Annotated in this window: 22 protein-coding genes; 7 read left to right on the top strand and 15 right to left on the bottom strand. The window is 40.8% G+C overall.

Annotated elements, in window-relative coordinates; genetic code table 11:
* From CWC18_RS18310 to CWC18_RS18295, 4 genes are all read right to left on the bottom strand, one after another.
* The coding region (locus CWC18_RS18310; protein WP_138675846.1) for an SdrD B-like domain-containing protein at positions 1-4,695 on the bottom strand (4,695 nt) is incomplete at its 3' end.
* Positions 4,696-4,883: 188 nt separating this feature from the next.
* Complete coding sequence (locus CWC18_RS18305; protein ID WP_138675845.1) at positions 4,884-7,046, bottom strand: hybrid sensor histidine kinase/response regulator; 2,163 nt, start codon at positions 7,044-7,046, stop codon at positions 4,884-4,886.
* A gap of 129 nt (positions 7,047-7,175) precedes the next feature.
* Positions 7,176-7,778 (bottom strand): response regulator transcription factor, encoded by a 603-nt coding sequence (locus CWC18_RS18300; RefSeq protein WP_138593652.1) that lies wholly within the window; start codon positions 7,776-7,778, stop codon positions 7,176-7,178.
* 8 nt (positions 7,779-7,786) lie between these two features.
* A complete protein-coding gene (locus tag CWC18_RS18295) occupies positions 7,787-8,863 on the bottom strand; it encodes a sensor histidine kinase (protein ID WP_171041156.1) in 1,077 nt (358 codons plus the stop codon).
* Between the two features lie 133 nt (positions 8,864-8,996).
* Between CWC18_RS18295 and CWC18_RS18290 the strand changes: the two genes are divergently transcribed.
* From CWC18_RS18290 to CWC18_RS18280, 3 genes are all read left to right on the top strand, one after another.
* Positions 8,997-9,860: a DMT family transporter gene (locus CWC18_RS18290; RefSeq protein WP_138593650.1), complete on the top strand. Its 864-nt coding sequence runs from the start codon at positions 8,997-8,999 to the stop codon at positions 9,858-9,860.
* Positions 9,860-10,552, top strand: a complete 693-nt coding sequence (locus tag CWC18_RS18285; RefSeq protein ID WP_138593649.1) for a glycerophosphodiester phosphodiesterase — start codon at positions 9,860-9,862, stop codon at positions 10,550-10,552. Before CWC18_RS18290 ends, CWC18_RS18285 begins: the two co-directional genes overlap by 1 nt.
* Before the next feature lie 72 nt (positions 10,553-10,624).
* The gene (locus CWC18_RS18280; protein WP_138593648.1) at positions 10,625-11,830 is read left to right on the top strand and encodes a methyl-accepting chemotaxis protein; all 1,206 of its coding nucleotides are present in this window, start codon (positions 10,625-10,627) and stop codon (positions 11,828-11,830) included.
* Between the two features lie 30 nt (positions 11,831-11,860).
* Here the strand turns inward: CWC18_RS18280 and epmA are convergent, their stop codons facing one another.
* Positions 11,861-12,835 carry an elongation factor P--(R)-beta-lysine ligase gene (epmA, locus tag CWC18_RS18275; RefSeq protein ID WP_138675843.1) on the bottom strand — a complete coding sequence of 325 codons (975 nt, stop codon included), beginning with the start codon at positions 12,833-12,835 and terminating at the stop codon, positions 11,861-11,863.
* 70 nt (positions 12,836-12,905) lie between these two features.
* Positions 12,906-13,472, bottom strand: coding sequence for an elongation factor P (gene efp, locus CWC18_RS18270; RefSeq protein WP_138593647.1), 567 nt, complete (start codon positions 13,470-13,472; stop codon positions 12,906-12,908).
* A gap of 40 nt (positions 13,473-13,512) precedes the next feature.
* Here efp and epmB point away from each other — a divergent pair, with 40 nt between their 5' ends.
* Positions 13,513-14,526, top strand: coding sequence for an EF-P beta-lysylation protein EpmB (gene epmB / locus CWC18_RS18265; protein WP_138593646.1), 1,014 nt, complete (start codon positions 13,513-13,515; stop codon positions 14,524-14,526).
* A gap of 17 nt (positions 14,527-14,543) precedes the next feature.
* Here the strand turns inward: epmB and CWC18_RS18260 are convergent, their stop codons facing one another.
* Positions 14,544-14,753 (bottom strand): hypothetical protein, encoded by a 210-nt coding sequence (locus tag CWC18_RS18260; protein ID WP_010366626.1) that lies wholly within the window; start codon positions 14,751-14,753, stop codon positions 14,544-14,546.
* A gap of 72 nt (positions 14,754-14,825) precedes the next feature.
* Here CWC18_RS18260 and CWC18_RS18255 point away from each other — a divergent pair, with 72 nt between their 5' ends.
* Together CWC18_RS18255 and CWC18_RS18250 are read left to right on the top strand one after the other, a co-directional pair.
* The gene (locus tag CWC18_RS18255) at positions 14,826-15,119 is read left to right on the top strand and encodes a prephenate dehydrogenase (protein WP_138593645.1); all 294 of its coding nucleotides are present in this window, start codon (positions 14,826-14,828) and stop codon (positions 15,117-15,119) included.
* Between the two features lie 186 nt (positions 15,120-15,305).
* A complete protein-coding gene (locus CWC18_RS18250; RefSeq protein WP_138593644.1) occupies positions 15,306-15,590 on the top strand; it encodes a hypothetical protein in 285 nt (94 codons plus the stop codon).
* Between the two features lie 66 nt (positions 15,591-15,656).
* Here the strand turns inward: CWC18_RS18250 and CWC18_RS18245 are convergent, their stop codons facing one another.
* From CWC18_RS18245 to CWC18_RS18210, 8 genes are all read right to left on the bottom strand, one after another.
* Complete coding sequence (locus CWC18_RS18245; protein WP_138593643.1) at positions 15,657-16,145, bottom strand: DUF3016 domain-containing protein; 489 nt, start codon at positions 16,143-16,145, stop codon at positions 15,657-15,659.
* A 132-nt stretch (positions 16,146-16,277) separates the two neighbouring features.
* Positions 16,278-16,700, bottom strand: a complete 423-nt coding sequence (locus CWC18_RS18240; RefSeq protein ID WP_138675842.1) for a S41 family peptidase — start codon at positions 16,698-16,700, stop codon at positions 16,278-16,280.
* Positions 16,693-17,757 carry a hypothetical protein gene (locus tag CWC18_RS18235; RefSeq protein ID WP_138675841.1) on the bottom strand — a complete coding sequence of 355 codons (1,065 nt, stop codon included), beginning with the start codon at positions 17,755-17,757 and terminating at the stop codon, positions 16,693-16,695. Before CWC18_RS18235 ends, CWC18_RS18240 begins: the two co-directional genes overlap by 8 nt.
* 54 nt (positions 17,758-17,811) lie before the next feature.
* The gene (locus CWC18_RS18230; protein ID WP_138593641.1) at positions 17,812-18,114 is read right to left on the bottom strand and encodes a hypothetical protein; all 303 of its coding nucleotides are present in this window, start codon (positions 18,112-18,114) and stop codon (positions 17,812-17,814) included.
* Between the two features lie 269 nt (positions 18,115-18,383).
* On the bottom strand, positions 18,384-21,452 hold the full coding sequence (locus CWC18_RS18225; protein ID WP_138593640.1) for an efflux RND transporter permease subunit: 3,069 nt from the start codon (positions 21,450-21,452) through the stop codon (positions 18,384-18,386).
* A complete protein-coding gene (locus tag CWC18_RS18220; RefSeq protein ID WP_138593639.1) occupies positions 21,452-22,522 on the bottom strand; it encodes an efflux RND transporter periplasmic adaptor subunit in 1,071 nt (356 codons plus the stop codon). Before CWC18_RS18220 ends, CWC18_RS18225 begins: the two co-directional genes overlap by 1 nt.
* A 9-nt stretch (positions 22,523-22,531) precedes the next feature.
* On the bottom strand, positions 22,532-23,233 hold the full coding sequence (locus tag CWC18_RS18215) for a DUF3313 family protein (RefSeq protein ID WP_138593638.1): 702 nt from the start codon (positions 23,231-23,233) through the stop codon (positions 22,532-22,534).
* Between the two features lie 302 nt (positions 23,234-23,535).
* Positions 23,536-23,733: a hypothetical protein gene (locus tag CWC18_RS18210; RefSeq protein ID WP_138593637.1), complete on the bottom strand. Its 198-nt coding sequence runs from the start codon at positions 23,731-23,733 to the stop codon at positions 23,536-23,538.
* 401 nt (positions 23,734-24,134) lie between these two features.
* Here CWC18_RS18210 and CWC18_RS18205 point away from each other — a divergent pair.
* The coding region (locus tag CWC18_RS18205; protein WP_432760781.1) for a hypothetical protein at positions 24,135-24,366 on the top strand (232 nt) is incomplete at its 3' end.

Raw genomic sequence — 24,366 nt, 5'->3', positions numbered from 1 at the left:
AAACACAGCGCCTTCAACACTTGCGTCACCAGCAAGTAACGTTTCAGCAAATAAATTTCCAGACGATGATTGATTTGCAGTAAGCGTGATATTACTGATCACATCACTGTTGTTGCTTCCAGATATAATGCTGTTATTGCGACTATCAAACCCATCTTGATAACCCGATAATTGACTTTGGATAGACTGTTTTAACTGATAAGTACCTGCTGATAAATCTTCAAATACAAATTCGCCGCTAGTGCCGGTATTTTTTAACAGCGGGCCAATGTTTTTACCTGTGCTCTCGGTACCACTTAATTCAATAGTGATGCCTGAAATACCGGAGTCTGCCGACGTTTGCAGTACACCATCATTATTTTTATCGAAGAATACCTGCCCAGAAATATTTCCTTTACTCAATGGAAGTGTGAGGTCATCTCGATTATTGCTAGGGTTAACATCAAACCCTTTGGTTTCAATCCATGCATCGTTGTATAAAGTGCTACCAGTAGGCACTGATATTAGTTTAACGGGGATGGTCGCTGTTAAAGATTGCCCTTTTGCGATTGTATTGACAGTACACCTCACCCGGGTTTTTGCTATTGATTCACCCGATTTAATCGCTTGGTCAGTAACACAGCGCCCACCAGCAATTGAGGGTATGCCAGCCAATTCAAGATCATGACTTAAATAATCATAAATGATATTATCTGCTGCATCACCAGGACCCGCATTTCCTACATCGAGAAAGTAATTAAAAACGCTGCCCACAGCGACTTTGCTCAATGAGGCCCGTTTTATTAAAGATAAATCAACTGCAACTCGAATAGAGGTTTGCTCTGCTTCACTATTGTTTGCAGTAATAGGATCATTTTCATTTGAGAAAATACGTGCCGTGGTCGCGCTCACTTCACCGGTTGTTTTTGGTCGAGATAACACTTTAAAATAAAGATATCGCGTATAAATATTATCCTCAGAGCCATATCTATTTTCGCGTAATTCAAACTCAGCCAAATCATTCCCTGAGTTTTCTGGTCCTTTACAAGTAATGGTGTGAGCAGAAGAAATCACTGTATTTATACTATTACATCGCGCTTGTGCCGCTGTACACCCCGTTTTTGCGCTCCCATCACATAAAAACTGAAGCTGTTTATCAGCGCCTGATGGTGTCATTGTAAAATCGTAACCAACACCACTGGCAACCGATAAGTCGCCGGTATTATCAAACAAATATTCAAGATCAACTTTGTACACGAGTACATTATCTAATGAACTGGGAAACGCACGAGGAACCGGATACCATGCCACAGGGTCAGTAACATCGTTATTTTCAATTTTTAAATTGGCGTCTCGCACATTAACTTGTAATGAATTTAACTGGGTGTTATTACCTTTATTTATATCATTATCAATATTGGCAGCCGTAACGTTAGAGGTACTGGCCAATATCCAACTTTTTCTGTCATGGTAACTTTTTGGTCGAAGTTTAACCGTAACAGTTTGAACTTCATTCCCACCCAAAGTACCAATAGGGCAACTCAGTACATTACTGGCATTAAAGGTACATATACTCGCTTGTCCTGACCGTGAAAATGTACTACTTATAAATTGAAATGTTCGTCCAGATGGTGGCGTAAAGGTATGCTTTAGCACTACACCCGTTGCTGTGGTGGCACTCATATTCGACACTTCAAGCGTTAACAAAGCCTCATCACCACTTAAAATAGGAGTGGTAGCATACGAGGCGAGTGTAATACCGACATCAAATTTCGGCACAACTGGTACAGATACATTGCTTTTATTATTACTGGTATCTGTATCTACATGAGTTGAAGAACTGACCTCAACGAGGTTGTTTAAATTGCCATTGACCGTAACGAAAGGTCGGCTCACATGCATGGTTAAAATTAACTTGTCGCCGACTTTAAACTGTTGGCTATTACCTAGCCGACAAGTTATGGTGCTTACGGTATCTTGGTACTGACCTGCATCACTTCTTGCACAACTAAATGTTGCACCAAGCTGGCTACTAGCATTCTCTGCAAAGCGAATACCCGTTTCAACATTGCCCTTTCTTGCCTTAAATGTACCCGCAAAAGTATCTTTAATTAATAATGCACTAAGCCCATCACCCGTGATGGTTTCACCACTGACATTCTCAACCTCGATTTGATAACTTAACTCATTTTGCACCGCTGATAATTGACTAAGATTGGCTGTTTTAGTGACTTTCAAGTCAGCAGATTCCGTGGAGAGAATAGACACTTCACCTTTAACTTGGCCTGGGAAACCACTCTTATCTTCACCAGCAATATGGCTTGTTAGCTGGCCTTTAGCCTCAGCCTTGGTAGTAATTGTAAGCAAGGAAGCTTGCTGTGCTTGATTAACCTGAATACCCTGCCAAACCCCTGTAACCATTTTTTTATATTCACATGTAATACGTTTTCCAGAGGCCGTACAGTGCCAATTTCCTCCATTGCTGCCTGTTGAAACGAAAGATTCTTTATCTTCTAACAAAATATCAACCGTTAAGATCCCTTGCGTCAATATAGGAGTTTCGTTAACCACCTTGATTTCAGTATTTATATTCTGCCCAACCCTAACTAACCCATTCTCGACGCCTGTAACAGCTTCAATTTTCTTTAAGATCAGTTTTAGAGGAGCCTTGTCTAGAGGGTTAATCGATGATTGACCCCACCCGTTATACGTTGCGGTTAAGTCAGTAGTTAATGAACTATGTTTCACTACGGCAGTGTTTTCTGGCCTTGCAACTACAAAAGGTGAACGCGTTCTAATAATGACCTCAATATAAGCACCAGCGCTAATATCCCCCGTACATTCAATATTTATAGAGCCTTGTGAAGGGCAAGACCATACATCGCTATTATTACTGGTTTGCACCGTCGCCGACTCGGCGGTATAGCCATTAATTAACGTATCGAAAACCTTAACGCCAGTTGCCTTTGCACCACCTGAATTGGTTACTTTAATTTTAAATTCAAAGCGTTTTCCCATGTGGTTTTTATTCTTCCACTGCAAACTACTTGACTTTGAAGCGGACAGCACCGGCTGTGAATCTATGGTGCTAAACGCAGCAGAGGCTGCGATTGATTCATTACTGCTATCACTAGAATCAAAAACGATATTGGCGCGATTGATAGCAGTAGCATTTGAGACCGACGCCTTTACCTTGGCTACGATGGTGGCACTTATACTATTATTAGCCGCTAACTGCGCTGTGTTTGGCGTACACACAACCTGACTGCCTGCAGCTTGATAATTACAATTAAAAGCCGTTGAAGAGTAACTGACAAAATCGACACTATCAGGCAATGCGTCAGTCAATGTTTTTACCGTCAAAGTTTGTGCTGAAGCATTGCGTGCAGTTAATAAAAAGGTAATAGTGTCATTAGCACCGTATTGTGACTTTAATGAAGTAATAGACTTAATCAACGACATCTTCGCAACGTTGCTTTTAGTCACTTTTATTTGTGCGCTGGCGGTATTATTCGCTTGATTACGATCAGAAAGATTCGCCGATATCAACGCACTATTTGTGTACGTAGCCTCGGAGCTTGGTGCTTTGGCAGTAACTTTGAGTGTATCGCTCCCCCCTGAGGCAACCGCCGTTCTATCACAGGTAATTTTAGGCTGAGCCCCAGCCATATTAACTGAGCAACTCCAACCACTGGCTTGCGCCACAACCACATCACTGATTCCTGCGGCGAGTGTTAAAACAAATTGCGCAGAAGAAGCCGTGTTTGGTCCATTATTCTTCGCCACAATCTGATATTGATGCGCTTCATTTGGCGTTAACGAAAGAGGCCCCCAATAAGAAGGCGTACCATTGCTTTTTAACGCTTTCAGTTCAACTGCCACATCAGCATGTTCTTTAACTTGATTGCTTACACTGGCTTGATTATCCGCGCTATTAATTTCTGCCGTTGCACTGCTTACACTGGATGTCGCTGTTACCGTGCCACTGCCTAGCTGAGATAATTTTGCTTTGATCACCAACGATTGTGATGCACCCACTGCAAGCTTACTTAAGCTACAGATTAAAGTTTGTGCGCCGCCACAAGACCAACCATTGCTATTGCTCTCAGATTTTTCAACCCAAGTGGCATAACTGGGAAGCACGTGCTTGACGGCAACATTTGTTGCTTCATCTGGACCATTGTTGGTGATGTGTAGGGTGTAGGTATAGGTTTCATTAATATAGACTTGTTGAGGCTCTGAGCGTAACGATACAATTTTTAAGTCAGTACCCGCAACAATAGAGGTATTCTGGGTCTCTGCGTTATTTTGTAGTTTGCTAGCATCCTCATTCGTCGCCGAAACAGACACCTCAGAAGCAATCGTTTGTGCAGTATCTTTACTGGTTTTTATCGTAAATTGAACACGTTTTAGTTTATCAAGCACATCAGTGCCGTCAATACTAGGCCAAAGACACTCAAGACGACTTTGACCAGCATTAAATTTACAGACAGCGCTGTCACTCGAAATAAAAGAAGTGGTTGCTGGAATTGGAAAAATCAGTTGGACGTTATTAGCAACATCTTGCTCAACGTTTTCAAAGTCAACTTGATAACGTATTTGTGCACCGCGTGGTACCTTAGTATCTAGATCAATAAAGGTAGATATTTGCAAATCAACCGCAAGTACCTGAACACTGACAAGTATCAACCATAATGCACAAAATAATCTCTTCAAGTTAACTACCCCTAGATACTACATATTTTGAACACATTTGTGTGTTTCAATTTAATGTACGAAAAGCGGCGTAGATTTTATTGATTACAGGTACTGTAATCCAGTGTAATTTTGCATTTTTGGGGATATTATCAAGAAAAAAATAAGGCTTTAGAATAAAAGCCCCACTTAAGAATTTGGTGTGTTTTTTATGCTACAACTTTTGTATGAATAGCTTGCAACGCCGTCACGCTCTCTTTTGCAAAACTGTGTAATGCCTGCCAATGGATCGTTTGCCCTTGCTGAAGTTGCCCACTTGCAAATCTCAGCTCATCACTCAAAGCAGCCATGCCGAGTAAGTCACTTTCTTGCGCTAATTGTAGTAACTTCTCATATAAAATATCGGTCGCTTTAATATCCGCCAACCCCTGTAACTGTGCAAACTCATAATCAAATGTATCAGATAAATACATCAATTTAGTCGTCAAAAACTTACCGTCGAGTTCGCTACTCAATTGACGCAAAGCCTCTTCGTTGACTAAATGTTTGTCTAAAATTTGCGTGCTCTGTGCAGCACACACTTGCTCTAGTACAGCAACCAGCGTTTTAGGTGATACCGGCTTGCTAATACAATAGGTAATACCATGGCGTAAGTAAGTTTGTTGGGCCGTTTCATCGGCATCTCCTGTCAGTGCAATCACCGTAGGAGAGCTGGGTAATATCATAGTGCAAAATTCATCGACAAACCAAGATAAACCATGACCATCAGGTAGATGCATATCAAGCAAAATAATATCAAATTCGCGTTTGGTTACCTTGCTTGTGGCTTGAGCTAAATCATGAGCAAATTCAAAAGTAGTACCCAACTCTTTCAAGTAATGCTGTAAGACTTCTCGATTTAAAGCATTATCTTCGACGACCAAAATATTACACGCTAACCCGCCTTGCTGATGGTGGGTGTATCTCGCGATGGGAGTATTCTCTTTGCTCGTTTTCGCTTCTTGCAGTAATAATTCAAAAAAGAACTCAGTGCCACGCCCGATTTCACTGCGTACGCGAAGCTCCCCTTTCATATTTTCTAGCAATTGCTTACACAAAGACAAACCCAGCCCAGCACCTTGCGCCACACTTTGCTCTGATGCGACTGTTACAAATGGCTCAAAAATAGTCACTAAATCAGCGTCATTTAAGCCCACCCCAGTATCTGATACGTAAAACTGTACACTGTGGTAGTGACTACCAACATTCTCTGACTTTATGGTAACCACCACACTGCCATCAAGCGTGTATTTAATCGCATTTGACAGTAGGTTCTTTAAAATAAGGGTGAGCGCTTCTTTATCAACGAAGCAATCCTGTGCCATTAACGATGTCGTATCTAAAGTCACATCCAGTTTTTTTTGTTCCGCCAACGGCGAGAGTAAATTGACTATCTCTTGGCATACATTGGCAATGTTGACTGCGGTGAGTTCTTGCGGTTTTGTTTCGCCCTTCGCTTGCAGCAACACTTGATTTGCCAGATCTGATAAAGACATCGCAGCCCCCGCGATAATGTCACATAGCTCCGCATGTTTTTTCGGCTCTCTTGGAATACTTTTGAGCATTTCAGCATGCCCAACAATGGCATTCAGTGGCGTTCTTAATTCATGACTAAGTAATGTGAGATAACGGCCTTTTAATAATGACGCTTGCTCGGCAGCCTGCTTAGTTTGTTCTACCTGTTCAGCTCGTCGACCACTACACAGTAAGCTTAAAGAAAAGCACAACAACAAAGGAATTGCAATAACCGCAATGGTAAAAATTTGATTACTCATGTTATTGGTTAAGAGACTATCTGAGGGGTTATACGCTCCCAGCATAAATAGCCGTAGCGTGAAAATACTGAGCATACCCACACAGGCAAGCAGAAAGCTCCAACGAGCAATGGTTGCTTCCGTTAACTCACTGACTTTACTTTGAAATAATGCTCTGATACACAGCCCTAATGACAAAGCCCAAATAGTGTAGTTAAGCACCACTCGTACGATGAAATGCGGTTCAAAAAAAGTGAACCACACAAAGCCTATAATATGAACGGTAGATAACACGACCCAGGGCCAGTATTTTGATTTAATTTGAAAAAATTGCTCAGTTCCCAGCGCTAAAAAAATAAGCCCAGCCAAAATCAAGTGATTTGCCACAAAAATACGCCAAAAATCACTCAGCTGTGGCTGTGAAATAAGCACACATGCCACGGCAACCAAGGTCACAAAAAACATCCATTGTTTAGTGCCAGCTAGTGTTCGATGAATTAACCAATTCAACAGCATAAACACCCCGCACACTGATGTGGTAAGTGCTAATACAGGCATGAGGAGTTTTGGCTCTAACATCGTAACCTTTGCTTAATAATGATTTAGGATGACTATACTATCAAAAACCGACCTAATAAAAAGCCTTTCTTGTTAAAAGTAATTTGACCTCAGTTAACATTATTAGTGAATTGAATCCTTATTAATTGCTTACAACCAGCCTTTTTGTTTCGCAATACGCGCTGCATCCACACGATTACTAGCATTTAGCTTTGCAATTGCATCAGATAAATAATTCCTTATGGTACCTTCACTTAAGTATAAACTTTTCGCTATTTCAGCTGTTTTATAGCCTTCACCTGCAAGTCGTAATGCCTTTCTTTCTTTTTCTGTTAACGGATCTGTATCATCTAGTGCAGACAATGCTAACTCAGGGTCAATGACTTTTTTACCACACACCACCTGTTTAAGCGTGCGAATTAAGTACTCACTGGGCGCTTCTTTTAATACAAACCCTCTCGCCCCTCCAGATAATGCCCTACGGATATATCCAGCACGAGAAAAAGTCGTCATAATAACCGTCTGACATGTCTCGTGTACCTGCGATACATGCTCTAACAGTTCTAATCCTGTCACGTTTGGCATTTCAATATCTGTTAGAACGATATCAGGGCTCACCGATTGCAACAGCTGCTTTGCTTCTGCTCCATCGGCAGCTTCAGCCACCACTTCAATGTCATGATCTAAGCTTAATAAAGCACTGATCGCCCCTCTTACCAATGCTTGGTCTTCCACAACCATCACTTTAATCATACCCACTCCTACCGCAGCTTTACGGTCACAGAAAATCCAGCACTCGTATCAATTATTACAGTTGCCCCAAGTGCTTCAGCTCGTTCTACTAAACCAATTAACCCATTGCCATACTTGAATTGGCCCACATGCCCATCATCGAAAATACGCATATATACAGTGTCTATTTGACCTATTTCAATCGAGACATGCTTACCATCACTGTGGCGCAAAATATTCGTCACAAGCTCTTTGGCAATAAAACACAATGCGCTTTCATGCTCTGCTTTTAAGTCCACTACATCTAGCTGTTGCTCGACGTTAAACTGCGCATCAATTAAACGCTGCTCGAGTAAATTGAGTTGTGCGTATAGCCCCACCTGTTTTAATCCAGAGACCGCTTCGCGCACTTCACTTAATAAATCTCTTGCAAGTTCAGCTACCTGCCGCGATTCTAAGACTGCTTTTTGCTGTAACCCTGCATCATGTAATTTACTAGCCAGTTCTGCCTTTAATGCTATTGAAGATAAAGAGTGTCCCAATGTATCATGTAAATCCCTCCCAATTCTCTCTCGTTCGGCAATTGCTGCAAGTTGCTCTAATTTCTCTTGGCTAGTGTGGTGCGCAATTTGATGAAAACGTGCTTGGCGCTCAAATACACCAAAACTAAATAAGCCAATACTAATGAGTAAAGCCGGCGCCCAAAAGTACAGCGGGTTACTCGTGATCAAATACTGACTACAGAGGTACATGATGAACAACATGATACCTAACATAAAAAAGCTATACGGACGACGGTAATTAAAACCACAAAATGGCGCTATATAGCCAAACAAAGTGCTGGTTCCAGACGTTACCAAGGATCCTGTCGATATCACTATAAGCATCAAAATAATGGTAAGCGTGACATTACCGCCTTGTTTGAATACCGCAACACAGTACAAGGCAATAAAACAACTGTAGATAACCACCTGTAACGCTAGATCATAAAAGCTAAGCCTCCCCCACAGACTAAACATCGGAAAAAAGTAAAATAGCGAAAAAATCAATGGCCCAATGCCTCTTACAATTTTGTGCTGTTCAGCCAATGCTAAATGTTTGCTCACAGAGTCTGCTGCCTTATGCGTAAAATTAACTTTAAAATATCGACAAGCAAAGATAGCAAAAATAGCAGCAAACATTTAGTGACAAAGGTCATCTGGTTAGTGTTAAACTAAATAAAAAAGGTAGGCCACTCACATGCGAGCCGAGCAATCTTCTTTGCTGTATTTACATATCGCCGTTTTATTATTCGGTGGTACCGCACTTTTTGCAAAACTCATCGATTTATCAGCATTAGACATTACCGTATACCGAACTGCAGTGGCCTTCGTTGCACTTGTGCTCTTGTTAACATTACAACGAAAGAAAATTACCTTACAGACTTCAAAAGATTATTTAATCGCTATTTTATTAGGTGTTGTTGTTGGCTTGCATTGGGTGACCTATTTTGCGGGAATGCAAATGGCAGGCATAGCCATTGGCATTATCGCTTTTTTCACTTACCCAGTTATAACGGTCTTTTTAGAACCCTTTTTCACCCAAAAGCAAATAAAACGAAAAGATATAATATGTGCTGTTGTCGTACTCACTGGTATATACCTACTCATACCCGAGGCCAGTTTAGGCAACCAAGTTACATTAGGCATCATAACGGGTGTGAGTTCTGGCGCTTTATTCTCGCTGCGAAATTTACTGCAAAAAAGATACTTTTCCCATTATGGTGGCCCTCAAACCATGCTGTATCAAACACTCGTAGCCAGCGTCATGCTATGTGCCTTTATCACCGTTCCCCCCAGCGCTCTTTCACAATCTCACCTTAGTTTGATTTTACTTGCTGGCATCATATTTACAGCGTTACCTCATGCACTTTTTGCCAGTAGTTTACGACATTTGTCAGCGACGACCGCGGGGTTAATTTCTTGCTTACAGCCCTTGTATGCAACCTTTTTGGCCTTTATGCTATTGGCAGAAAAGCCCAGTATAGTAACCTTTATAGGGGGGTTACTTGTTGTTAGTACTGCTTTTTATGAAACTTGGTCTGTTACAAGGAATAAAGCCTAATGCATATATTTGCTCACCGTGGTGCCAGTGGTAATTACCCAGAAAACACCTTAAGCGCAATTGATGCCGCTCTGCAAGCTCAGGTTGATGGCATAGAATTAGACGTACAAAGTTGCCAAGATGACTTTGTCATTATTCATGATACTTGGCTGGACCGCACGACGAATGGCCAGGGTAAAATCAACACCACCCCCCTTGAAAAAGTGCAGTCTTTTGATGCTGGTAATGGACAATATATACCGAGTTTACAGCAAGCATTAATCGCCGTGGGTCAACACACTCTCATAAACCTTGAGCTCAAGCATACATTTAGATTAGACAAGTTTGTTACATGCATTGAACAGAATATCCATGATGCCACCTTGTCACGTGACCAATTACTTATCTCATCTTTCGACCACCACCAGTTACTGTGGTTACAACAACAATTACCTTGGATTAAAATCGGCGCACTAACAGCATCTATTCCACTGCAGTATGCGCAATTTGCTCAGCAATTAAATGCTTACAGTGTCCATATTGATAAAAACTTTATAAATCATGAATATGTACATGACGCAAAGCAACGAGGTTTAAAGGTTTATGCCTACACGGTCGATAAGCAGCAAGACATCGAAGACATGCAGCAGCTTGGTGTAGATGGTATTTTTACTAACTTTCCCTGTTATGCAAAAATGATTTTGTCGCGTTAACTGAATAAATAATTCACACTGTTCTATGATTAAATAAAATGGCACAGTGAAGAGCCTAAAATGGGTCTATACATGAGTATATATAATCAAATTGAACAATCCTTTTTCTTTACCCTATCGCGTAAAATATTTGGCAATTTAAGCTTTGTGTTTTCGTTTCAGTTACTCACTTTATTTTGGTTGTATGCGGAACTCAGCGAAAAAGAACAAGGCTTAGGTTGGTTTTGGCTGATGGCATTTGTCGCAGTCGCTGGCTTTATTTTTACATTATTTTATATGCGGTTTTTAATAGTGAGACCAGTCAGGGCAATGCGCGATACGTTAAAAAAAATTAACCGCAAAGATGGCGATCTAAACGCAAAACTGCCCCACTTTACTTTCGATGAATTTAGAGAATTGAGCGAGCAATACAATACGTTTACCAGTAATTTAAGTAAGCTTCTTGCCAGCACGTATAACAGTGCGCAAACCGCTGCAAACAGCAACCAAGATGTGACACAATCAATGCAGCAAACCGCGGAGTTTGGTGCACAACAATTGCATATTAGCGACTCTATTATAACCGCCAGTGATCAAGTCACACACAGTCTTCAAAGTATCGTGGGGAATACGGAACAAGTATATCAAGCCAATACCGAGAGCTTACAATTTGTGAAAGCGTCTTCTACCTCATTGGCAAAATTGGTAGATGAAGTAAAGCAAATCACCGCATTACTTGGTAAGTTCTCTACGACCGTTTCAGGATTAAAAGAAAACAGCGAAAACATTCGCAGTATCCTCAAAATGGTTGAAGAGTTTTCAGACCAAACTAATTTACTGGCTTTAAACGCTGCGATTGAAGCAGCTAGAGCCGGAGAAGCTGGGCGCGGCTTTGCCGTTGTGGCCGATGAAGTCAGAAGTTTATCAGTCAAAGTCAATGAAGCAACGCGTCAAATTAGCGATTTCATTAATCAAATGAATACACTAGTGGGTGAAACAAACCAAGAGTCAGAACAGCTGATTGATCACTCCAAAGGTGCTGAGCAAGCCATCAGCACAACCTCTCAAGGGTTTACGGATATGAGCCGAGAATTTGAGCGTAATCAAGCACAATTAGAAGACATCGTCAGTGCGGTGCATCAGTTAGAAGCCACACAAAATAATACACACCAAACTGTGCAGCAAATCGTAGAGCTGGGTCAACAATCCAAAACACAAATTGACGATGCTGTAAATCACTGCCAACAAGCGCAACGTTTAACAAAAACAACGCAAGATGAATTAAAACGTTTCGTATAATTTCCTACATTTACAATGTGTGATATAGCGCTATGCGCGCGCTATATCAAATGCCATCACTTCTTTAATTGCGCCTTTGCCTGTAGCCAACATCACAAGCCTATCAACACCCAGTGCAACGCCTGAACATGTAGGCAAACCATGCGCTAAGGCGTCTAAAAAGTGTCGATCCATCTCAACTGGGTTTAAACCTAACTCAACCCTTAATTGGTTGTCTTGTACAAAACGTGCTGCTTGCTCAGTCGCATCTGTGAGCTCATTAAAGCCATTTGCCAACTCCATGCCTTTATAATACAACTCAAAACGCCCAGCGACGCGTGTATCCTCTGGATTGAGTTTTGCCAATGCAGCCTGCGAAGCAGGAAAATGATAAACAAAACAGGGAGCTTGTTGACCAATTTTCGGTTCTATTTCCATACAAAATAATAATTGTAACAAGGTATCTCGCTGTGTTTCGGCCTCTGCAATATCACCGTACCCATATTTAATAGCTTCACTTTTGAGTTCATCTAGGCTGGCTGACAGCGGATCAATCGCCAGCACATCCATAAACACTTGCTGGTAAGAAATGGACGTACATGGCTGACAGTCTAAAATATGCATCATTAATTCATTTATTTCAGCCATCAGTGCAAACTCATCAAAATCAGGACGATACCACTCAAGCATAGTGAACTCTGGATTGTGATGCTTTCCCGATTCTTCATTTCGAAATGCTTTGGCAATTTGGTAAATGGCACCACTACCAGCAGCCAGCAAGCGCTTCATGGCAAACTCAGGGGAAGTTTGCAGATATAACGGCAAGCCCGCACTATTTCCTGGTCCAACGAATTCTGTTGAAAAAGTGGCTAAGTGTACATCGGTTACGCTCGCTGCACATAAGCTCGGTGTTTCAACTTCCATCACGTCACGTTCAGCAAAGAAAGTCCTAATTTTGTGCAAAATCACCGCTCGTTGACGCAATGTGGCTATCTCACCACTTGGCGCCCACAATTGTTCAGACATAATGCCCTCTTTTATTACAGCCATAAAAAATCCCAGTCAAAGCTGGGATTTTTAATATTAATACCGTGTATTACTTTACACGACCTTGATATTCAGACGTACGCGTATCAACTTTAATTACTTCGCCAATTTGCACGAACAATGGTACACGTACCACAGCGCCGGTAATAAGCGTAGCAGGTTTACCACCTGTACCCGCTGTATCACCTTTAAGACCAGGATCTGTTTCAGTGATCTCTAGTTCTACAAAGTTTGGCGGTGTTACAGCAATTGGACTGCCGTTCCACAATGTAATCGTACATACATCGTTTTCTACTAGCCACTTCACATTTTCACCCACGGCTTTTTCATCAGCAGCGATTTGCTCAAATGTTTCATTGTTCATGAAATGCCAGAACTCACCATCTGTATAAAGATACGCAAGATCAGTATCCATCACATCAGCGCCTTCCACTGAATCGCCAGATTTAAAGGTTTTTTCTAATACCTTACCTGAGATCAATTTACGGATCTTAACACGGTTAAACGCCTGCCCTTTACCAGGTTTAACCATTTCATTTTCTAAGATGGCACATGGTTCACCATCTAACATAATTTTTAAGCCGCCCTTGAACTCGTTGGTGCTATAATTCGCCATCGTATCCTCTAACTGTCTTTTTCGAGTAGTAAACTTGCTAATGATACAAACAAATGAAGTAAATTTGCAGAGCAACTGGCAAAAAGAATTGGCAAATGTCGTCACAAGCCCAGAAACACTAGTAAAAATGCTAGGTTTGGCAGCTTATTTTAGTGAAAGTGACCTAAAAGCTAGGCGTTTGTTCCCAGTACGAGTGCCATTGCCCTTTATAAAAAAAATGAAATATGGTGATCCTAACGATCCCTTGTTGCTTCAAGTCATGCCGCTTCATAAGGAGTTTTTAGCCAAAGCAGGCTTTAATAAAGACCCATTAGATGAGCAAGACAGCGCGCAACCAGGTTTATTACACAAATATCGTTCGCGTATTTTACTGATGCTGAAAACTGGCTGTGCGGTAAATTGTCGTTATTGTTTCAGGCGTCATTTCCCCTATCAAGAAAACCAACTAAATAAGCGGTCCTTACTTGAAAGCATCGACTATCTCAAAGCACATCCGCAAATCAATGAAGTGATTTTCAGTGGGGGCGATCCACTTATGGCAAAAGATGACGCCATTGAATGGATAATAGATGAGTTAGAGAAGTTACCTCAGTTAAAGCGCATTAGAATACACAGCCGCTTACCTGTGGTGATCCCTAGCCGAATTACACGCCAGCTTTGTCAACGTCTTGCCAATAGCCCATTAAAAGTGATTTTCGTTAATCATATTAACCATGCTAACGAAATTGATGACGATTTTATCAAAGCCATGACCAAGCTCAAAAGTGCCAACGTCACTTTGTTAAATCAAAGCGTGTTACTCAAAGGGGTGAACGACACCAGTTCAGTCCAAGTAGCATTAAGCGAACGTCTATTTGAAGCTGATATTTTACCTTACTACTTACACCTGCTAGATAAGGTCGAAGGCGCAAGCCATTTTGATATTGAAGAATCTCAAGCACGGGCTATTGTCGCAGGTATGCTGGACGCATTACCTGGCTTTCTTATCCCCAAATTAGTGAGAGAAATCGGTGGCAAAACAAGCAAGACACCGATTGATTTACAGCTGAGGTAATAAACACTAACGCGACGTTAAACGTATACGTTAATGTTGTTACCTAAACTTGCTGTGGTTGACTTTGCAGGGCTTTGTGCACTGGCACTAGACCCTGCGGCTTCAATCAAAGCAAGCGCTGCTTTCCCATCTGCTTGCTGTTGCTTTTTGGCCAAAGAAGCGCTGTAAACCTCGCCACTTGGACCTGCACCAGACATCGCAGGTAGGTTATTTCCAGAAATATTCATTAGCATATACCTGACTTTTTAAGTGAATCCACGTAGAATATCGGCCGTTTAAGCAACAACTTTAGGAAAAATATGCACGCTGTTATTGAAAAGCTCAACGAAAATTTAAAAGTAGTTTATCGTCAGGCACTTGATGCTGATAAAAAATTAGACGAGTTGCAGCAGCAAGGCCACGGTAAATTCAAAGCGCTATTTACTGAAGACGCTGGTTTTACGTTCGACGCGAAACGTTTCAAACCTTACGTATTGGATGTTGCTGCTGATGTTGAAGCATTAAGCAATAACGACGAGCTTGATCAGCAAAAACTCACTTTAGCGGTTACTAAGCTGCAAAACTTATTAAAGTTACTCGCCACTTTTAAGTAACAATTATCAGTCGCTTAATGTCGTAAAAGGCCGTAAGGCCTTTTTCATTCTCTTCCACCTATTCAGTCAATCAACCCTCGCCAAAAGAAACATACCATTAACAATTCAACGTATTTATTTGTAATCATAAAATACCCTTCTACGCTATGAGCGGGTATATCATTTTTTTATTTTCAGGGAAAGACTATGCAACTTCGAAAGCATTGGCGCTTCTCGGTCCGGATCACTGTGGTTACCCTTTTTTCCGTGGTGTGCAGCATTGTTGCAGCTCTCACTGTTTCTCTACGGTACTACAATAGTATTACACAACTAGAACGACAAACGGTTCGGCCGTTTAATCAATTTGCCACGAGAGTAAAGCAAACAATTCATCAAAACGATTTAGCCGCAAGCAGAATGGTTGACATCGATATTTCGCAGTTTTTTATGGCTGCTGACTCACAAAATAAAGTCGTAAGTATGGCGTGTTAATAAAGGGTATGTAATAAAAAAGGGTAATTACAATAGAGGGTTACCCCTTTTTATATGTCAGTAAAATTAAGATTTCGGAATAACTGCATCTATGTGCTCATCAAACCAATCTTTCAATAAACGCTTATCAAAATACAAAGCTTCGTCTCGCCCCATGCGGATCCTATCCATAAAGCTCAAGTCTTTAATGACTTTCTTATCTTCTTGCGCCAGTATCTTTCCAGACTTATCTGTAAGCGTATAGCTAAGCTTCATCCGAGGGAAATGAACAGATTTTATAATACGAATATCATGCATATTAAAACGTACATCACCTGCAAGATCGATGTCTTCAAACGTTAAATCCAGCTTATAACCTGCTGGCACACCTGCCATCAGCTTTTGTATGTGCTTTTCAAACTGCTTTGCGATACGTTTATGATAGCCACTTTTAGACTCATTAGCCGGTCTTACGTCTCGGTAATCATTAAAATCTAACCACTTCACAGATGCTTCACCGGCATTTGCAAGAAATGGGGTACACACTATCAATATTACTAGGTTTAGTTTATTCATTTTCTATACTCCGATTAATGTTTACACAATTAGTTTGACTCGATTGGGCTGAACGAAATCTTAATTCCCAACACCTTTACCAGCCTTTACTTTGAGTTACACTTAACTACACGTGAGTGCAATCAATCCATATCATTGCTGCTGTAATACATACTCTACAGCACGCGTTAGCTGATTATCAGCCCCTTCAACAATAGACTCTCTACTGATTGGGACAGCCATATCAGGTTGTATTCCCGCGCCAATGAGTGATGAGCCATCATTTTGCGTAACTTGTAATCCAGTATATATAAATGTAACACCGCCATTATCAGGCCCAGAAAAAACGGATTGCACCTGAATATTACCGTTAATACCCGCGGTCGCTTCACCCATAATAGGTAGCCCTGCATTCTGTATATAGGCTAAAGCATGTTCATTTTGACTAATACTGTCTCTAGAAGCTAATACAACAATTGGCTTATCAATAAGCCCCCCCTTGGGCTGAATAAATTGAAACAGCCGTTGTACATTACTGCTAAATTGATTTGGTGCCCGTTGCCAATGTTCATACATAGGCGCACTGCTTATTTCCTGAGACGAGAACCAACCTAAAGCATGTAACCACGCAAAAAAAGTCTTCAGGGTAATGGCGTAAATCAATCACAATACCTTTTGCAGACGATAACTGCTCTCTCACTTGCGATAAAGCAGAGTGAGAGAGCTTATAAAGTACTAAGTGATGAACTCCCTCATCCAACACTTTATGCATATAGTCGTATCTGTATACAAGTCTATTTCCAGCATACCTTTGCGCCATAGCAGAAATAGGAAGAGGCTCAAATAGTACAGTATAAGTCGTCCCATCCATTTTTTTTAAGGTCGCTTCTATTTGCGTATCATCTCGTCTAAGAAAAAGCGATTCTAAGCCCCGATATTTTGCATTGTGCTCTGATGTCAAAATCACCTGAGTATTACGCTCTATTACTAGCTCAATAGGTTCATTATCAATTGTTACTAATTCATCCCCTAACTCAACAAGATTAAGTGCATCGGGATGAATTCGTGTGATTACTGCCTTCCCTTCAACCATATAGGGTTTAAATGGCAATATCCACTCAAAACTCCTGCTTGGCGATATATGTCTAGGCAAATGTATAGATATATGCTGATCTTGAAGCAGATTCATAGACGTAAAAATTGTCTGCCAAGTGTCTTGCGGGTCGTCCAACAAGCATGCTGAGAGCATCTCTTTGTGCTCAGGTTTGCAGTTAACGTCCACTTCTGAAAAGTATGGCCAAAAATGCTGAATTTCAGCCCAAATATGACTCGCAGCTGACATACATAACTCAGTTTCATCAATAGAGTGAGACATGTCATACATATCATAACCATTATATATACGCCCATGTGATGACTCATGCTCATTTAAATACAGTGGAATATGTAAAGGCTCATTATACAAATGTGTTGTGAAAAACCACTCTTGTGCATGACGAATATCGTCTTGTAAGCTTTTATAAGTGCCACTAATCAACTTTCGAGTAAACACCGAATCATCTGAACTGCTATTAGCCAACCAACTCGATACTCGAGATTCTTCGCTTGGTTCATTAGGTATAGCGGCCCCCAATGATATATGAGGGGCAATTGATTGTAATATTTGGAAAGACTCAGCTAAACGCGCCTACTTACTCATTTGACTCACCTTAACGATAGCCTCAGCTATAAACACATCCCAATGGGTATTTGCCACAGCATCACTGGGGTAGAAAAACCGGATCTGCTGGGCAACTTCAACAAAGCTGACTATGTCATCTTGCAACGAAGAAGAGTAAGTGATTTCTGGCTTACTCTGTAATTCGACTACTGGAGGACTTGTCGATATTGGCACTTCAGCCTGTTCTGGTAGCCCTGCTGTTTCACTACCGGAACCACACGCACTGAGTAGATAGACGGTTACAAAGTAGCTTAATGTCCTTTTCCACATAAATTTTCCTTTTTATTGTAATAGGGTAAACACCACCAGTAATACCTAATGCAGGAAATTTGTAAAGAATAGAATGATTTTTATACAGTATAAATAAACTTACATGAAAAGTAAGCGAAGCACTTAAGACGTATCCTTTGATTTATTTTTTGACTTGCCCTTTCTGGTACCCAGTCTTCTCGGCGTTGTGAAATAAAAAAGATAGTCACCTCAGTGACTACCTTTTACTTGTCCAAACTAATATTTAATGAGGCTAATGCTTAATGAGACTAAATTAGCTTGTGAGGTAACCTAAAAAACAGTGCATACAATACTGGGATAACACCAAGGGTAAGTACAGTTGAAAACAACAGCCCTCCCATAATACTCAATGCCATCGGTTCCCACATTTCGCCCCCACCTAAATATAAAGGCACTAACCCCAATACGGTGGTGGCAGTGGTTAATAAGATAGGTCGCATTCTAGCTTGCGCCGCGTTCACAATAGCTTCAATCGGTGAGTCGGGTAAATCATCTAATTCAATTTTGATACGCTCTAACAACACGATGGCATTGTTTATTACGATCCCCGCCAAAGAGATCACCCCAAGCAACGTCATAAAACCAAAGAACGACTGTCCAATTAATAGCCCTGCGACAACCCCAATAAATCCAAGTGGGATTGTTGCGAGTACCATGGCAGATTTGCGAATTGAGTTAAATTGACCAATCAGCAGAATGACGATAATTAACACCGCAATGGGCATCTTATCGGCTATCGACTGATTTGCTTTGCCTGATGACTCAGCTTCACCACCTAACTCATAACCATAACCCAATGGCCATTGCAGTTTTTGTTCATCTAACCAGGGCGTTATTGCTGCAAACCCTTCACTGGCAGTGATCCCGTCAACCTGTGCGCCTACCACAACCGACTTTAACCTATCGCGACGGAATATCTGTGCGTTTTCCCATACCACTTTGATATCTGCAACTTGTTTAAGTGGCACCGAACTGCCAGATGATTGCGAATAAACCACCATCGCCTCTAACTTACTAATATCTTGTCTGTCGGCAGCAATAGAGCGCAGTGTAACCGGAATAATGTCATCACCTTCACGGTATTGTGTTAGCTCCAAGCCACTTAAACCTGTTTGCAAAGACGTTGCAATATCTTTACTCGACACACCAGCTCTGCGAGCTCGAGTTTGATTAATCTCTATCTGTAACTTTTTAATCGGTAAACCCCAATCATCACTAACCGACTTTAACCCTTGCGTTTCACGCATCTTTTCTTTCAATTGCGCCACGATTTTCATTACTTCAGCGGTGTCACTGCCTGCAATTCTAAATTCAACAGGGTTTGCAATAGGCGCGCCGTTTTCTATTTTTCGCTGCTTAAGGAGCAAATCTGGATGGCGTGCTAATGCATACTCCTCGATATCAGCCATCAGATCATCAATTATCTGATAAGACGTAACCGACACTATCATTAAGGCATAGTTTGAACTGGTTGACTCCGGTGTATGCGTTAACAAAAAGCGCGGACCACCATTGCCAATATAACTCACCCACTGAGTTACACCCGCCTCACGTTCATCTGTCACTTGCAGCTGTGTTTGGAAGTATTCTTCCATATCTTTAACAAGGGCTTCAGTGGTCCGTAAACGTGTGCCGACTGGCAGCTCCAATTCAACCTTAAAATAATCTCTATCAGAAGGAGGAAAGAACAAATTAGGGATAAGCTTTAAACCTTGAACCGCCAAAACTAACATACCTATGCATACCGCAACGGTTAACCACCTAAATTTTAATAAGGTATACAAAATAGCCCTGTAACTTTGATACATGCTCCCAGTATACTCATCACTATTTTGCTTCACATTCACTTTGGTAAAGTACACACAGAGCATGGGGATCATTGTCATCGCCAATAACCACGAACACAGTAAAGTAATGGTGACTACTTTAAAGAGCGATGCTGTGTATTCACCCGTTGATGATTCAGCAAGAAATATAGGCAAAAATGCAGCGCCCGTAGTAAGCGATGAAACCAGTAACGGCACCTTTAATTCATTGGCAGAATCAACCGCAGCATCAATGGCTTTTTTTCCTTTCTCCATTTGTACCATGATGTTTTCAGACATAACAATCCCATTATCAACAAGCATGCCCAGCGCAATGATCAACGCTGCCAATGAGATTTGGTCGATAGAAATATCAAGAAATGACATCACCAAAATACCACAAACCATACTCATCGGGATCAAACTGGCGACAATCAAACCAGTGCGTAGCCCCAAGCTAAACAGCATCACCACTGTCACCACTAATATCGCTTGAACTAGGTTTGAGACAAAGTCGCTGACTTTTTCTTCTACTTCTTGTGGCAAGAACGAGAGAAGTTTAAATTCAACACCAATTGGGTAAACACTCTCTAAATAGCGAATACTTTCAAGTACCTGATCCCCTAACGCTAAATTATTACCACCGGCACGCATAGAAATAGCAAGAGTTAAACCGGTTTGAGACCCCACACGCACTTTACTTTTAGCAGGATCAACATAATCTCTGTACACTTTTGCTATGTCTGTCAGTAAAATAACTTGATCACTTCCGGGGATGTTGATGATGGTTTGTGCTATATCTTCTACTGATTCAAAATTACCACTGGGCTCAAGCGCTAATGTTTCATCATCGATATATAATGAGCCGCCAGGGTTAACAATGTTACGCGCTGCCAGCTGATCTTTAAGCTGGTTCGCTGATAAACCCAGTGATGCTAACCGCGTATTTTCAAACTCAATAAACACGCGTTGTTCTTGAGCCCCATAGATATCAACTTTTGCCGCCTCAGGTAAGCGTAAAAATGCATCTCTGACTTGCTCAGCTACCTCTTCCATTTCTCGGTAGCTATAGCCGTCCGCGGTTAAGCCAACGACAATACCAAACACATCACCAAATTCATCATTTACAATGGGCGTTTGTGCCCCATTTGGTAAATCATTTTCAATACTCTGAATTTTACGCCGTAAATTATCCCAAATAGGCCGCATATCTTTATAGCTTTCTTTTATATTCACACTCACAATAGACACTCCTGTTTTGGAAGTGCTGGTGACAAAATCAAGCTCTGGGATCTGCTGGGCAACTTTTTCTATTTGATCTGTTACTAACTCTTCAACTCTTTGCGGGCTTGCTCCAGGAAAGTACGTAACTACTTGCGCTGTACGAATTATAAAACCAGGATCATAATCTTTGGGCATATTGTTAAATGCCGACAGCCCAAATAACAATAAAGCCGCAAAGACAACCCAAGCTGTTCGATTATTTTCTAATGCTAAGCGGGTAATATTCACTATGCGCCCCCATTAAATTTTACAACTTGCCCTTCTATCACCTTACTCATACCTGCGGTGACAACATGTGCGCCTTCATTCAAACCCGATAAAACAGTAAAGCCAAACGGCGTAATCTCACCCACCACCAACGGCGTTTTCGTAATTTGACCTTTCCCAGCGTCAAGGGGATTTACCGTCCAAACAAAGTTCCCACTGGCATCTTTAAGAACTGCTTTTATGGGCACATAAATTTGGCTTTTTTGACCTTGTTGTGCGCTGGCACGCACACGAGCCGTCATACCCGGTAATATATTGTAGCCCGCTGGTGGTTGCATACCTAACGTGACTTCATAGGCCTTAGTAACTTCATCAGCCTGTGTGCTCACTTCAACAAAACTCAATGGGAATTGCTTCCCTTTTATTGCGGCGAACTCAGCATAAATTTGCTTTGGAGCCTCTTTAGAGACATGTACCATCATACTTTCAGGTATATTCACCTTTAAGTTAATGCGCTCAATGTCTTGCAACGTAACAATAGTTTGCTTCGCTTGTACCTCTTCAAATTTTTCTATGTGGGTACGAGCTACAACACCGTTGAAAGAGGCATGTAACTGGGTATAGGCTAAATTATTACGAGCAGTGGCTAGCTTGCTTTTCGCACTAGCAAACTGTGCTTTGAGCTGATCATAATCTGCTTGTGAAATAGTCCCTGATGTGATCAGTTGCTCTGCTCGGCCAAAGTCCGCTTTGGCTTTATCAAACGCGGCTTGCGATTCATCAAGGGCGAGTTTGTAATTTGTGTTATCCAATTCAGCGATCACATCACCTTGCGACACATTCTTACCTTGCTTAACCAACAAAGAGACAACTTCACCAGCAACTTTAAAAGACAGATCAGCAGAGTTTGCTGCATCAACTACAGCGGGAAACTCTTGCATAGGTTCACCGCTATTTGCGACGATTGTTAAGGTACGCACAGGGCGTAAAGTAGGCTCTTCAATAACCGATTGGTTTTGCTCACTACACGCACTGAGCAGTGTTAATAAAATGCCGGAAAACAGAAAGGGTTTACTACGTTTGTAATTCATATTGGGCTCCTAATTTTTCGCCATTCTATTGTTAGTCATACCTGTCACAAAATTTTTGATCCAAATATCAAGTATTGCCTTCACAGCCTCAACATTGTCTGCACCATTTGCCTTTACCACTGACTCCAACTGCTTGCTCGCTGTCATCATAAATACCGGTTGTACCCGATTACCTATATAAAAAGCGGATTCTAAAGACACCGAGGTGACCGCTTCGGTTTGCTCTGTTGCTTCTAAATAGGCTGTTTTTCCTACATTATAGACGAGCTTAACTGGCACAAAATCACGCACATCTAGTGACGTTTCCTGAAAATCGATATTCGTAAATGCCCCTTTAATCGTCAGTACTTCATCGTTCAGTGTAGTTGGCTTTTTTGTAACCACCTGATAATAAGGCGATAGCTTCTTTTTCAACTGAGACTGCATATAATTGCTTAGTTGAACAATATGCGACTGATTAACAGATAAAAACTCTGCATTGTCATTCGCTGTGAGCCATACTTCAAATTTGGGTAAGTAGATAGTGCTAATTTTTTGTAGCTGCGTGTTATCAAATTGGGCAGAACGATACTGTAAGGTATCTGGATATTCATCGCTTGGTTTTAATAATTCATAATTATCTAAAAACCCTGTTTTCGTATGTTGCAATGAACTACACGCGCTCATAAAAAAACACAGCATAAGAGTACATAAAATGCGGCTAGATGGCATAAAATAAGCTCCATATAAATACAGAAAAACACAGTCGTTACAAACACATTGATATCGCAATAGTACAAAGAATACATGCACTAAAATGCTAATAAATGTAATCGCATAAACTAAATTTTGAATATAAAACTAAGTTAGGAGAAAAAGGGAAAGAAGTCTACGTTAACATTGAGATTAGTTCGAGACTCGTCATTATTTTTAAAGCCTCATCATAAATACACTGACTTGTTTATCTATATAAAGCAGCGACTTCGAGCCACTACTTTATAAATATATGATTAGTAAATAAAACTAATTAACCACTATGGCATGATCACACAAGGTTGACCAGGACCTGGAGAGCTAAAGCAATCTAGTGAGCATTGTTGTGATTCTTGAGGTGGACAACGATATGACGCATAACTACTACCACCAGCAATGTTTGGTGTCATGTCTTGTGCTAAAGCAGACTGATCATTTATTAAGGTTTTTAATTGTGTTTTTTTTAATTTAATTTTCATTTTTGTTATTCCTTTAATATGTAATTAGATATGAAAACTTTCATATCTAATTACATAAATTACCCATTAAAATGACATAACACAACAAAAAAACACAAATAGTTTAAAAAACGCCTTTATACGCAGTGATGCTGAATCGTTAAAAATAGAGAAAGTATGATAACACCCCATAAACACCACACTGTATAGACAACTCATTCCCCCAAATAAAGGCCACACCAACTAAAATGGCGTGAAAGAGTTCAAATTTACTGATTGAATGTGGATTTAGTTAATTTTCTAGCTAAAGAGGGCAATATAAGCTCACTATTTTGGCCAAAATTAAGACATCATTCATATAAAAACAATTAAGGTACAAGTGAATTTAACTTACATCAACCAACAGTAAAAAGGATTTACTTATGAGATTTAATCTATTTAATGCCCTAGGAACTACACTGATACTCTCCGCCTCATTTTTCACTCAGGCAAAACAAAATGTTTTTGATATGCAATTCAAAGATGATGGCTTTAAAGAGTGCGTACTAGAGCAAGCCTATTGGAACAGTAAGGTATACACCACTGATTTTACGTCACTAAGGTGTGATCAATACGATATTGAGTCCCTGGATGAACAGGGCGAGAGCGTGAATA

The sequence above is a fragment of the Pseudoalteromonas aurantia genome (assembly GCF_005886875.1).
GTDB classification, from domain to species: Bacteria; Pseudomonadota; Gammaproteobacteria; order Enterobacterales; family Alteromonadaceae; genus Pseudoalteromonas; species Pseudoalteromonas aurantia_A.
This window is presented reverse-complemented; position numbering and strand designations above follow the sequence as displayed.